Origin of the sequence: Streptomyces sp. NPDC093064, assembly GCF_044754605.1 — a bacterium.
GTDB lineage: Bacteria > Actinomycetota > Actinomycetes > Streptomycetales > Streptomycetaceae > Streptomyces.
In genome coordinates, this window is sequence record NZ_JBIVPK010000023.1 from 71,100 (window position 1) to 83,562 (window position 12,463).

10 protein-coding genes and 1 pseudogene are annotated in these 12,463 nt (G+C 70.5%); 5 read left to right on the plus strand and 6 right to left on the minus strand.

Translation table 11 applies throughout. The features are described 5' to 3' along the window. Positions 1 to 3: 3 nt before the first annotated feature. From aspA to ACIQFZ_RS25480, 4 genes are all read left to right on the plus strand, one after another. Complete coding sequence (gene aspA, locus ACIQFZ_RS25465; RefSeq protein WP_365437445.1) at positions 4 to 1,416, plus strand: aspartate ammonia-lyase; 1,413 nt, start codon at positions 4 to 6, stop codon at positions 1,414 to 1,416. Positions 1,417 to 2,016: 600 nt separating this feature from the next. Beyond that, positions 2,017 to 3,405: a polyprenol phosphomannose-dependent alpha 1,6 mannosyltransferase MptB gene (gene mptB / locus ACIQFZ_RS25470; RefSeq protein WP_383061884.1), complete on the plus strand. Its 1,389-nt coding sequence runs from the start codon at positions 2,017 to 2,019 to the stop codon at positions 3,403 to 3,405. Then, complete coding sequence (locus ACIQFZ_RS25475) at positions 3,402 to 4,625, plus strand: glycosyltransferase 87 family protein (protein ID WP_383061882.1); 1,224 nt, start codon at positions 3,402 to 3,404, stop codon at positions 4,623 to 4,625. The genes mptB and ACIQFZ_RS25475 overlap by 4 nt, the downstream gene beginning before the upstream one ends. A gap of 129 nt (positions 4,626 to 4,754) precedes the next feature. Then, positions 4,755 to 5,777, plus strand: a complete 1,023-nt coding sequence (locus ACIQFZ_RS25480) for a metallophosphoesterase (protein WP_402692213.1) — start codon at positions 4,755 to 4,757, stop codon at positions 5,775 to 5,777. A 604-nt stretch (positions 5,778 to 6,381) separates the two neighbouring features. On the opposite strand, the pseudogene ACIQFZ_RS25485 reads toward ACIQFZ_RS25480, so the two are convergent. From ACIQFZ_RS25485 to ACIQFZ_RS25510, 6 genes and pseudogenes are all read right to left on the minus strand, one after another. Then, positions 6,382 to 6,966, minus strand: a pseudogene (locus ACIQFZ_RS25485) (site-2 protease family protein); the annotation flags it as partial. A 171-nt stretch (positions 6,967 to 7,137) separates the two neighbouring features. Further along, the gene (locus tag ACIQFZ_RS25490; protein WP_402692214.1) at positions 7,138 to 8,721 is read right to left on the minus strand and encodes a multicopper oxidase family protein; all 1,584 of its coding nucleotides are present in this window, start codon (positions 8,719 to 8,721) and stop codon (positions 7,138 to 7,140) included. Further along, positions 8,718 to 9,143 (minus strand): hypothetical protein, encoded by a 426-nt coding sequence (locus ACIQFZ_RS25495; RefSeq protein WP_402692215.1) that lies wholly within the window; start codon positions 9,141 to 9,143, stop codon positions 8,718 to 8,720. The genes ACIQFZ_RS25490 and ACIQFZ_RS25495 overlap by 4 nt, the downstream gene beginning before the upstream one ends. 176 nt (positions 9,144 to 9,319) lie before the next feature. Continuing rightward, complete coding sequence (locus ACIQFZ_RS25500; RefSeq protein WP_365428730.1) at positions 9,320 to 10,027, minus strand: hypothetical protein; 708 nt, start codon at positions 10,025 to 10,027, stop codon at positions 9,320 to 9,322. Positions 10,028 to 10,283: 256 nt separating this feature from the next. Then, complete coding sequence (locus ACIQFZ_RS25505; protein WP_365428727.1) at positions 10,284 to 10,928, minus strand: dihydrofolate reductase family protein; 645 nt, start codon at positions 10,926 to 10,928, stop codon at positions 10,284 to 10,286. Between the two features lie 397 nt (positions 10,929 to 11,325). Next, the gene (locus ACIQFZ_RS25510; protein WP_383061875.1) at positions 11,326 to 11,919 is read right to left on the minus strand and encodes a PadR family transcriptional regulator; all 594 of its coding nucleotides are present in this window, start codon (positions 11,917 to 11,919) and stop codon (positions 11,326 to 11,328) included. Between the two features lie 72 nt (positions 11,920 to 11,991). On the opposite strand from ACIQFZ_RS25510, the gene ACIQFZ_RS25515 reads away from it, so the two are divergent. Continuing rightward, positions 11,992 to 12,462 (plus strand): hypothetical protein, encoded by a 471-nt coding sequence (locus ACIQFZ_RS25515; protein ID WP_365428721.1) that lies wholly within the window; start codon positions 11,992 to 11,994, stop codon positions 12,460 to 12,462. The last annotated feature ends 1 nt before the right edge of the window (position 12,463 follow it).

A 12,463-nucleotide genomic window follows, 5' to 3' on the forward strand; every position in this document is an offset into this window, starting at 1 on the left:
GCCATGACCGCCGCAGCCCACCGCAGCGAGCACGACCTGCTCGGCCACCGCGACGTACCCGCCGAGGCGTACTGGGGCATCCACTCCCTGCGCGCCAAGGAGAACTTCCCCATCACGGGGACGCCGATCTCCGCCTACCCGCATCTGATCGACGCCCTCGCCGCCGTCAAGGAGGCCGCCGCCCTCGCCAACGAGGAACTCGGCCTGCTGGAGCCGCGGAAGGCCGCGGCCATCGTCGAGGCCTGCCGCGAGATCCGCGACGGCAAACTGCACGACGAGTTCGTCGTCGACGTCATCCAGGGCGGCGCCGGCACCTCCACCAACATGAACGCCAACGAGGTCGTCGCCAACCGCGCGCTGGAACTGCTCGGCCACGCCAAGGGCGAGTACCAGCACCTGCACCCCAACGAGGACGTCAACCTCGGCCAGTCGACCAACGACGTCTACCCGACCGCCGTCAAGATCGCCACGGTGTTCGCCGTACGCGGTCTGCTCAAGGCGATGGCGGTACTCCAGGACGCCTTCGCCGGGAAGGCCGTCGAGTTCCGCGACGTACTCAAGATGGGCCGTACCCAGCTCCAGGACGCCGTGCCGATGACGCTGGGGCAGGAGTTCTCCGCGTTCGCGGTCATGCTCGACGAGGACCGTCTCCGGCTTGCGGAGGCCGTCGAACTGATCCACGAGATCAACCTCGGCGCCACGGCGATCGGCACCGGTCTCAACGCCCCCGCCGGATACGCCGAGTCGGCCCGCCGCCACCTCGCCGAGATCACCGGCCTGCCGCTGGTGACGGCCGCCAACCTGGTGGAGGCCACCCAGGACTGCGGTGCCTTCGTGCAGATGTCCGGCGTGCTCAAGCGGATCGCCGTCAAGCTCTCCAAGAGCTGCAACGACCTGCGCCTGCTGTCCTCCGGTCCGCGCGCGGGCCTGGGCGAGATCAACCTGCCGCCGGTGCAGGCCGGTTCGAGCATCATGCCCGGCAAGGTCAACCCGGTGATCCCCGAGGTCGTCAACCAGGTCGCCTTCGAGGTGATCGGCAACGACGTGACCATCACCATGGCCGCCGAGGCCGGTCAGCTCCAGCTGAACGCCTTCGAGCCGATCATCCTGCACTCCCTGTCCGAGAGCATCACGCATCTGGAGCACGCCTGCCTGACCCTCGCCGAGCGGTGCGTGGCCGGCATCACGGCCAACACGGCGCAGCTGCGGGCCGCGGTGGAGAACTCCATCGGTCTGGTCACCGCCCTCAACCCGTACATCGGGTACGAGGCGGCCACCGGCATCGCCAAGGAGGCCCTGGCCACCGGCCGCGGCGTCGCCGAACTCGTCCTGGAGAAGGGCCTGCTCCCGGCCGAACGCCTTGAGGCGCTGCTGCGGCCCGAGGTGCTCGCGGGCAACGGCTCGCCGGAGGTCTGAGCCACCACCCGCCCGGCGAGTCGGCAATCCGGTGCGGGTGCCGATGCTCCCTGGGCGGCGTCGGCCTCGGCGCCACCGCGGTCGTGCCGGCCGCCGCATGCCGTGCGTGCGGACCGGCACCTCGGCGACCTCTGACCAGGACCGCTCATACGGGGCCCTGCGCGTGCCGCTCGCAGGGCGGTCGTACGCGTGCTGCTCGCACGGCAGTCGTACGCGCGCTGTGCTCGTACGGCGGTCATGCGCGCGCCGCTTACACGGGGCCCTGCGCGGGCCGCTCTCATGGCAGTCATGCGCGTGCCACTCGGACGGCAGTCGTACGCGTGCCGCTCGCAGGGCGGTCGTACGCGTGCTGCTCGCACGGCAGTCGTACGCGCGCTGTGCTCGTACGGCGGTCATGCGCGCGCCGCTTACACGGGGCCCTGCGCGGGCCGCTCTCATGGCAGTCATGCGCGTGCCACTCGGACGGCAGTCGTACGCGCGCCGCACGCACTGCAGTCCTACGCGCGCCGCTCACACGGCGGTCATGCGCGCGCCGCCCGGCCGAGAGGCGTGCGTCGCCTTCCGGCCACCAGGCGTTGACACGCTTCCCGAGTGTTGGCCATGGCTTTCCCCGTCGATCTCCGCCGCTGCCAGGCCCTCGGCCTGGCCGGTACCGCCTTCCTAGCGTTGGGCGGTCAGACCGCCGGGGCCCTGCCGGTTGCGGATCTGGTCTCTCCCGAGTCCGGGCGCGCCGCGCTCGGACTGGTGGGGGTGTACTTCGGGGTCGTTCTGCTGATCGCCGCGTGGGCGCTGCTCGGCCGGGTGATCCGCGGCCCCGAGCCGCCCACGCCCCGTGCCCTGCTGCTCGTTCTGGCCGTGTGGGCGGCACCGCTGCTGCTGGCGCCGCCGCTGTTCAGCCGGGACGTGTACAGCTACCTCGCGCAGGGCGCGATGGTCGACGCCCACCTCGACGTGTACACGCACGGGCCCGCACAACTCGGCGGGCCGCTCGCGGCCGAGGTCGCGCCGGTGTGGCGGGACACCGGGGCCCCGTACGGTCCGGTCTTCCTCGCCGTTGCCTCCGCCCTGTCCGGTCTGACCCGCGGGGAACTGCCGGCCGGCCTGATCGGCATGCGGCTGGTCGCACTGCTCGGCGTGGCCCTCATGGCCGTCGCACTGCCGAGGCTCGCCCGACAGTGCGGCGCCGACCCGGCCGCCGCACTGTGGCTCGGCGCCCTCAACCCGCTGGTGCTGCTGCACCTGGTCGCCGGCGCCCACAACGACGCCATCATGCTGGGGCTGCTCGGCATCGGACTGCTCGCCGCCCGCGGCCGCCTGCACGTCCTCGGTGTCGTCCTGATCACGCTCGCCGCGCTGGTGAAGGCACCGGCCGCGCTCGGCCTGCTGGCCGTGATCGCGCTGCGCCGGCACACCGGGATGGCACGCGCGGTGGCCACGACCACCGCGGTCGCGCTCGCCACCACGGTCGTGGCAACCGCCCTCACGGGCACGGGATACGGCTGGATAGCGGCCCTGCGGACACCCGTCTCCCCGCACAACTGGTCGCCCACCAGCGTCCTCGGCCGGGTCACGGGCGACGTCCTCGCACAACTGGGCAGCGGCCTCGCGCCCCTCGCCACCCCGGTCTGGCACGCGGCGGGACTTCTCGCGACCACGGCCGCCGTGTGGTTCATCTGGCTCCGGCTGCGGCCCGGCCCGATCTACGCGCTCGGCCTGAGCCTCGCCGCCGTGGCCGTCCTCGGCCCGGCGATCCGGCCCTGGTACGCCCTGTGGGGCCTGTTCCTCATCGCCGCCGCCGCGCCCAGCGCCGCCGTCCGCCACCGGGTGGGCGCCGCGACCGCCGTCCTCGCGCTCGCCGTACTGCCGAGCGGCGACCCACCGGATCTCGCCCAGGTGGCCCTGGCGGTCTCCGGAGGCGCGCTCGCCCTGGTCGTCCTGTGGCAGGCCCACCAGACCGCTCAGGCACCAGTGCTGGGGGGGACCGCGTGAGACTGCCGCGCACCGACAGGGGACGGCTCGTCCTCGTCCTGTGCCTCGCCGTGGCCGTGACCGTCTTCACCGCCACCGTGCCGCTCCTGCGCGGCTGGTTCGACCTGCGCGTCTACTACGGCGCCGTGAACGACTGGGTGCACCACGGCGGCCGTATCTACGACTACCAGGTGCCGGGGACCACCTACGGCTTCACCTACCCGCCGTTCGCCGCCCTGAGCATGCTGCCGATGGCGCTCGTCGGGCCGAACACGGCGATCGCGGGCGCGCTGCTGCTCAACCTCGCCGCCGTCGCCGCCGTGCTGTGGATCCTCGTCGGCCGGGAACTGCGCCGCCACGGCTGGTTCGGCTGGGCCCTGGCGGCCTGCGCGCTGGCGCTGCTCGAACCCGTACGGGACACCATCAGCTTCGGACAGGTCAACCTCCTGCTGCTGGCCCTCGTGCTCGCCGACGGTTGGTTGCTGTCCAGCGGGCGCGGCCGCTGGGGCCGCTGGGCGGGGGCGGGCATCGGGCTCGCCGCGGCCGTCAAGCTCACGCCCGCGGTCTTCATCGGCCTGCTGCTGCTCGCCCGGCGCTGGCGGGCCGCCGCCGTCGCGACCGCCGTCACCGCCGTCGCCACTGTTCTCGCGGCCTGGGCGGCACCGGACGCGTCCCGCTTCTACTGGACGCACGCTCTCTGGGACACCACCCGCGTAGGCCGCCTCGACTACGTCTCCAACCAGTCCCTCCAGGGCGTCCTCGCCCGGCTCGCCGCACCCGGCGAACCCAGCCGTGCCGTCTGGGCCCTGACCGTCGTCCTCGTCCTGGCGGTGTGGGTGTGGCGCACGCACCGGGCCCTGCGCGCCGACGACTGGCCGGCCGCCCTCGCCCTCACGGGGCTCGTCTCCTGCCTGATCAGCCCGATCACCTGGGTGCACCATCTCGTCTGGCTGCTGCCGTCGTTCGCAGTGCTGGTGCGCGTACGCCGTCTGCGGACCGCGGCCGTCCTGTACGGGCTGCTGTGCAGCAGCGTGGTCTGGCTGTGGTTCGACGACGCCTCCGGACTCGACGGCTTCCTCGGCAGCAACACCTATGTGTGGATCACCCTGGGCCTGCTGCTGACCCTGCCGACCGGTCAGCCCGCCGTCACGAGCCCGAGCCTCAGCGGCACCACCGGAGAACCCGCACCCGCGCCTGTGACCGGCGAGCCGCACGCCCGCCCGTACACGACGCGGTCGTAGGCCGAGACCGCGGCACAGATCCCGGACGATCTTGGTGTACGGCGCCTGTTCATCCCTCCCTCATCCCGGTTCGAGACGGAGTTAAGACCCGAGCAGAACAGTGCTGCCGCATACCACCAGGAGGTTTCGATGAGATCGTGGCGTCGCGCGGCATCCGTCGTATTGGCCTTGAGCGCCCTCACCTTCGCGCTGACCACCCCGTCGGCGACGGCCGACCCCGGGCACAGCCGCTTCAGCTTCGCGGTGATCGGCGACATTCCCTACGGTGACACCCAGATCGCGGATTTCCCCAACGTGATCAGCCAGATCAACGCCGACCCGGACGTACGGTTCGTCAACCACATCGGCGACATCAAGAACGGCTCCACCGTCTGCAGCGACGACTACTTCAAGCTGATCAAGTCGGACTTCGACATGTTCGAGGACCCGCTGGTCTACACGGTGGGCGACAACGAGTGGACCGACTGCCACCGGCCCAACAACGGAAGCTACGACCCGCTGGAGCGCCTGGCCGCCATCCGCGAGGTCTTCTTCCCCCAGCCGGACCGGACACTGGGCCGCAACAGCGTCCGGGTGACCTCGCAGGCCGACCAGGGCTACCCCGAGGACGTCCGGTACACCCGGGCGAACGTCGCCTTCGCCGCCCTGCACATCGTCGGCAGCAACAACAACATGGCCCCGTGGACCGGCAACACCTCGGCCACGCCGGAGCAGGCGGCCGAGGTACTGGGCCGTACGGCCGCCGTGGTGCAGGAGATCCGCGAGACCTTCGCGGCCGCCGCGCACGAGCACAACAAGGCCGTCGTCCTGCTCACCCAGGCCGACATGTTCGACCCGACGGTCACCGGCCCGTCCTTCGCGGATTATTACGCCTTCCAGCCGATCGTCAAGGCGATCGCCGAGGAGTCGGCCAAGTTCCGGGGCCCGGTGTACCTCTTCAACGGCGACAGCCACGTCTACAACAGCGACAAGCCGCTGGACACCGGTTCCCAGTGGCTGCCCTTCTACGGGGTCAAGACGGTCGCGCCCCACCTCCACCGGGTCACGATCGACGGCTCGACCGACGTCCGCAACTGGCTGAAGGTGACGATCGATCCGGGCAGCAAGCAGGTCCTGAGCTGGACCCGGGTGCCCTTCGCCCACGCGAACTGAATCCCCTCCGGGGGACACCAAGGGAGGAGCACCCAGCCGCTTACGCCGGGTGCTCCCTGTGGGCCGACGGGCCTCGGTAGCGCCGGCGGGACCGGTCGATGTCGTGCGCGGTGATGATCCCGCCGAGCCGGCCGTCGTCCATGACCAGGATGGGCAGTCCACCACCCGCGGTACCGAGGCGCTCCAGTACGGAGTTCAGCAGTTCGTCCGGTGCGGCGAGGGTGCACCGGGACAGCGGGGTCGCGAGGTCCCGCACCCGCAGGCGCTCCCGCTGCCCGGGCGGTACGGCGGCCAGCCGGCGCAGTTGCAGGAGGCCGCTGGGGTGACCGTCGAAGTCCAGCAGGGGCACCACCGAGTGCCCTGTCCGGGCGGCCACCTCGGACAGGAAGCCGTCCACGGTCAGCCAGTCGGGCCCGGTGACCACCGGAGTGGTCATCGTCTGCCCCACCCGCACGCCACGCAGGGCGGTGACCAGCTCCGCCCACCGCCGTTCGGTCGCGGCGGTACCGGCCACGAACAGACCGATGGCCATCAGCCACAAACCGCCGGTCGTGCCCCTCAAGAGCACCACCCACCCGCCGGCGGCCAGCGCCATCCCCACGACCTGTCCGCTGCGACCGGCCGCCCGCTGGGCCCGCTCGCGGTCCCCCGTACGCCACCACACCACGGCCTGCACCACCCGGCCTCCGTCCAGGGGCGCGGCGGGCAGGAGGTTGAAGACGCCCAACAGCAGGTTCGTGCCGCCCAGCCAGCCGAGCACGGCAACCGGAATCCGCCATCCCGTCGTCGCGTCCACACCGGCCGCCGCGCCCAGCCAGACACCGCCGAGCACCAGGCTGGCGATCGGCCCGCTGACGGCGACCGAGAACGCCGTGCGTGCCGTCGTCGGCCGGTCCATCCGGGTCAGTCCGCCGAGCGCCCACAGCGTCACATCCCGCACTGCCATCCCCGCCCTGCGGGCCGTCAGCGCGTGCGCGGCCTCGTGCACCACCAGACTCACCAGCAACAGCGAAGCACCGACAACCCCGGCGGCCGCGTACACAACCGGTGCCAGGCCCGCCTCATACCTGGGCAGCGTCCAGTTGGCCAGTCCGTACGCGAAGAAGAGCATGACCAGCGGCACGCTCCAGTGAGCCTGGATCGCCAGCCCTCGGATGCTTCCGATCCGGATCGAACCCTTCATTCCCATCACCGCCGACAGGTCACGCCCTCCGGCCGTACCCCTCTATTCCAGGGTCCGCCACAGACCAACGAAAGGAAACATCCATCCGAATCCGGCAGTGATGGTCGTCGCGGGCGTACGGCGGCCGGCTGCCTCAGCCCGTCGGACACATGGCGGCCGGCCGCTCCGTGTGCGGTGCTACTCGGTGACGAAGTCGCCCATCATGGCCATGTCCTCGTGCTCCAGGTTGTGGCAGTGGAGCATGAAGGGGCCGGTGTAGTCGGTGAAACGGACGACCACTTCGACGGCCTCGACCGGGCGCAGGGCCACGGTGTCCTTCCAGCCGTGGTCGTACGCCCCCGGCTCCCGGTTGTTCCGCGAGACCACCTGGAAGTGGTCGAGGTGGAGATGGACCGGGTGGTGGAAGTTGGTGGTGAACCGCCACACCTCGGTCTGTCCCAGCTTGGGCCTGGCCAGAGCCCGGCCCGGCTGGTACTCCAGGCCGTTGATGGTCCACCCCTCGACCGAGCCGCGGAAGTGGAAGTCCCGGGTGACCGCGGCCCGGCCGGGCTCCAGCGCGACCACCTCGCTCAGCTTCGCCGGCACCGTCGTGTCGTCCTCGGGTGAGCCCGACCCCACGTCGAAGCGCATGACCTCGGCGGTCGTGCCGTCCCCGAAGCGGTTCAGCAGACGCACCTTGGTGCCCGCGCGGTAGCGGGAGAAGTCGGCGACGACGTCGAAGCGTTCGCCGGGTGCGATCTGCAACGCGTCGTGGGGGCGGGGCGAGGACAGCAGCCCGCCGTCGCCGCCGATCTGCACGAAGGCGTCCCCGCCCTCGGGCTGTGGGTCCAACTCCAGTTTGTACACACGGGCGTTGGAGGCGTTGAGGAACCGCAGGCGATAGCGCAGCCGCTGCACCTCGTGCACCGGCCAGGGCGCTCCGTTGACCAGCACCACGTCACCCAGTACGCCGTTCATGTAGGCATCGGTGACGCCTGGAGCGTGAAATCCCGGATCCACCATGGGGTAACGGAACGATCCGTCCTCCGCGAAGGACCGGTCCGTGATCATCAGCGGAATGTCGCGCTCGCCGCTCGGCAGCGGCAGCCGGTCCTCCTCGTCGTCGTGGACGAGATGGAACCCGGCCAGCCCCATCCACACGCTCGCCCCGGTGTAACCCATGCGGTGATCGTGGTACCAGAGCGTCGCCCCGCGCTGCTTGAACGGATAGGTGTAGCTCCGCACCCCCTCGGCCAGGTCCATCGCTCCGTGGTCCATGGACATGCCGTGCTTGCCGCCGGCCATGTCCTGGACGGCGCGGTGGGCGTCGTAGGAGCCGTCGGCGGGCAGGATGAGCGAGGTCGGGTAGCCGTCGCTCGCCGCCGGGGTGTGCCCGCCGTGCAGGTGCACGACGACGGGCTGGTCCAGTTCGTTGCGGTGACGTACCACGGTGCGCCGCCCGGAACGGGAGACGACGGTGGGCCCCGGGAACGTACCGCCGTACGTCCAGGCCTTCGTCCTGAGACCGGGCAGGATCTCCAACTCGGCCACGCGCTGGGTGATGTCGTAGGTGTCCGTGGTGCCGCTGCTGGAGGCGGGCTCCAATACCGGCGGCACGGGCAGGGGCACCTGGTAGGGCCGGGGGAGTTTCGCCGTGCTGCCGAGCAGTTGGCCGGGCTTGCCCTCGCTGAAATAGGAGCGCAGCAGGGGTCGGGCCGCCAGGGTCACGGCTCCCACGCCGAGGACGGCGCCACCCGCGTTCAGGAAGGTACGCCGTCTCACGCGACCAGCTCCGATTCACGGTCCGGGGTGTCCGGCGGACCGGGGGAGTCACCGGGCGGCAGCGGGGTGGCCATCACGCCCTGGGTGAGCATCGCCGTAGCCGCGACGATGGTCACCCCGAGCACCACGTGGGCGGGCACACTGTGCTTCACGCCGAGCACCACCTGGCCGAGGAGTGCGATCAGCAGCAGGACCGAGGGACCGAGAAACGATGACGGGCCGCCCGCCCGGCGCACCAGGAAGGCGGCCACGGCCATCACCATGGCCACGCCCACGACCCCGCGGGCCAGCATGCCGTGCATCTCCAGCATGTCGAAGTGCCCGCCCAAAAAGCCTCCGGCCAGGGCGACTTGGGCGAGGAGCAGCACGGACTGAAGCAGGGCGACCACACGGACGGCGAGCAGGGAACGACGTAAGGACATACGGATGCCTCGGCTCTTTGTCGATTCAAGGGACGTGCGATACGGGAAGGGCACACAGTCGTACACAGTCGTAGAACCCGGGTCATCGAACCGTCTGGGGACTCCGGGGCGCAACCCCGATGTTGGGTCTTACGGGGTGACTTCGTGATCCATGCGTTCGAGCGTGTGTGGCTCGGTCAGCGGGCGCTGATCTTGTCGAGCAGGCGCGCGAGGACACCGATGCGGTCGCTGTCGCGGGGGAGGCGGGAGAGGCAGGTCTCCAGTCTGTTGATGTCGCCGATCCGCATCCTGTCCGCGCCTGCCGCGTCGACGACGGCGGTGATCGCCTTGAAGCCCCAGTACTGGCTGAAGGCGCGATCCTCGTCTCCGAGGACGGCCTCCACCAAGGGGTAGAGATGGTCGGCGTCGGGGCGCGCGTAAAGGCGCGCGTAGGCAGCGAGCCGGGTCCCGGGATCTTCGGACCCGAGCGAGCCCTCGACGTCGAAGTCCCGTTCACGGCGGGTGGCGGTCACCAGGTCCGCGAAGATCTGCTCCATCAGGTTGGTGCGCTCGGGGCTGCTCGCCATGCGTTCTCGCACCCGGGTGTATTCGGCGGCGAGTTGCGCAACGGCTTCGTTCACCGTGGAGCCGGCGGCCCCCTCGTCGTCCGCACTGCCGCCGGCCACGAAAGCGAGACGGGCGGTGCGTGACGCGTCATCAGCCGCGTGACCGGCTCGTGCGCTGTGTTCCTCGGCTGCCTCGATGCGGTCGACGAGTTGCTTGTACTGGAACTTCGTTCCGCCGGGCAGCTCGATACTGTCGAACAGGGCGCCCAGCCACGGCACCACGGCCACCGCGAGGAGTACTGCGGTGACCGCGTCGATCTTCAGATCGGGTTTGACCACGTGAACGATCGCGGCTCCGATCGCCGAACACGTGATGACAGCCGCGATGACATCCCGTCGACGGTCACGGCCGCTTCGCGGGCTCCGTATCGGCTCCTCCGACATGCCGACCACCCTCGCACACGCGGCCGCAACCCGCCGACGAATCCGGTCAGCAGCACCTCCGGCAACCCGATGGCGGCGTTGGCCCGTCGTCCCCCGCCGGCATGGTGGGGCAACTCAGGGCCGGTGAGCCGCTACCCGGTGGGTCCTCGTGTCACCTCCGCCAGAACAGGTGGTGCGTCACGCCGCTCGGGCTGGGCACGACCTCGAGGTGGAACCGGTCGAGCAGCTCGTCGGGTGACTCCCAGAGCCGTAGTCCGGAGCCGAACTTCACCGGGGAGACGGCGATGTGCATGGTGTCGACGAGGTCGGCGTCGAGGAACTGCCGGACGGTGGTGACCCCGCCGCCGAGCCGTACGTCCTTGCCCTGCGCCGCCTCCTTCGCCTGATCGAGGACCGTGGCCGGGTCGCCGTCGACGAAGTGGAAGGTGGTGTCGGAGAGCGTGAACGAAGGACGCTTGTGGTGCGTCATGACGAACACCGGGGTGCGGAACGGGGGTTCCTCACCCCACCAGCCGCGCCACTCGTAGTCGTTCCAGGGCCCGCGCTGGGGTCCGAACTTGTTGCGGCCCATGATCTCGGCGCCGATGTTGCGTGCGTAGTCCCGCGTGAAGTAGTCGTCGAGGCCCCGGCTCCCGCCGGGGTCGGTGCGCATGGGCCAGCTCGCCGTGGCCCCGGCCCAGGCGAACAGCCTCTCGGGGCGGACGTGGCCGAACGGACTCTCGAAGCTCTGGTCCTCCCCGGCGCCGATTCCGTCACTGGAGACGTTGAAGTTCTGGACCCTCAGTAGTTGAGCCATGTGTTCCTCCGGTGGTGTCGACAACGGTGGTGAGACTCTCCGGGTGGGGAAAACTCATCGCCGCGCCGTGTGGGCTGCCGACTACAACTATCCGGTGAGGAGCAAGCGCACGAGTGGGACGAACACGCGGATCCGCTGCCCGCGTTCGCCGGCATGATCGGCCGGACCGTCAGCGGCCGGGTCACCAGGCTCCGGCCGGTGTCACGGTCACCGAAGCAGGTTCAGTTGGCCCCCGCGTGGCCCGCCGCCCAGGACCGGCGGGCCGGCGCCTCGAAGGCGCCTACGCGAGGTAAGCGGAACGTACGCCTCCACCGGCCGAATCGGAAGCCCCGCGGCTGTGTGCCGCCGCTCACACGGGCTTGGCGTACTCGCGGGCCACGGGTGTGGGAGCCCGGGGTCAGGACGTGTCTCGGGCCAGGGCGGCCAGGGTGTCGTAGTCCCAGGTGAGTGCGCCGGTGCGGAGGTCGGACGTGACCGTGTCGAGCCAGTTGAGCTCCGCGGTCAGTACGGCGCGGCGGTACTCGTCCTCCAGCATGGTGATGCGCGGCAGTGCCATCTGCCGTGCTCGTTCGGCGGCGGTGCCCAGTTCGGTGAGCTGGGCCCGCACCTGCACGGCGCGGGTGGTCAGGTCGGCCTGTACCTCGTGCGGCAGCAGCATCATGGTGAACGAGAGCGCGGCGGGGAACTCCGGGTACTCCGCCCGTGGGGCGGCCAGCATCTCCCGCAGCCACTCACGGGTTGCTGCACGGCCGGCATCGGTCACCTCGTAGACGGTGCGTTCGGGGTACTGCTGGTCCCGGCTGGTCTCGCGCACCGCGATCAGCTCGGCGTCGAGCAGCCGGTCGATGGTCCGGTACAGGCTTGCCCGCTGGCTGACGTTGACGACCTGGTCCTTACCCCACTGCTTGATCAGTCGCTGGATGCCGTACGGGTGCAGCGGCTGCATGTGCAGCAGCGAGAGAACGGTGAGGCCGAGTGGGGAGCTGCGCATCTCTGGAGCCTAGCGGAATGATCTCAAGAGAACTAGTTGACCTGAGACTAGTTGCACTGTAACTATCAATTCATGACGACGCCGACCCAACTCGCGTCCGCTGAGCGCATCCACGCGGACCACGCCACCGTGAAGCACCTGGGCCACTGGACCGAGGCCACCGAGTTCGTCGTGCACGCCCGCCGCGCCAACGTCGTGCTGGACCTGCGCTCCTCGAACATCCGCTGGGACGAGCCGCTGACCATGGATCTGGCACTTGTCCGAGCGGCAGTCACCTTGCTGCTGCCCGACGAGGTCGACGTGGACAGCCGGAACCTCGCTTTCGCCCACCGCGGCCGGGTGAAGGACGCGCAGCCCGGCGCCGGTCCGGCGCGGCTGCGGCTGGTCGGAGCGGTCAGCGACGGTGGGATCCGGATCCGCCGCGGCGGGAGCGCCCAGCTCACCGCCATGTGTTCCCGTGCCTACCTGGACGACCTGCGCCGCGCCCACCGCGAAGGCGGCCTGCCCACCGTCGACGACCCCACCCGGGAGAGGACCCGCTGAC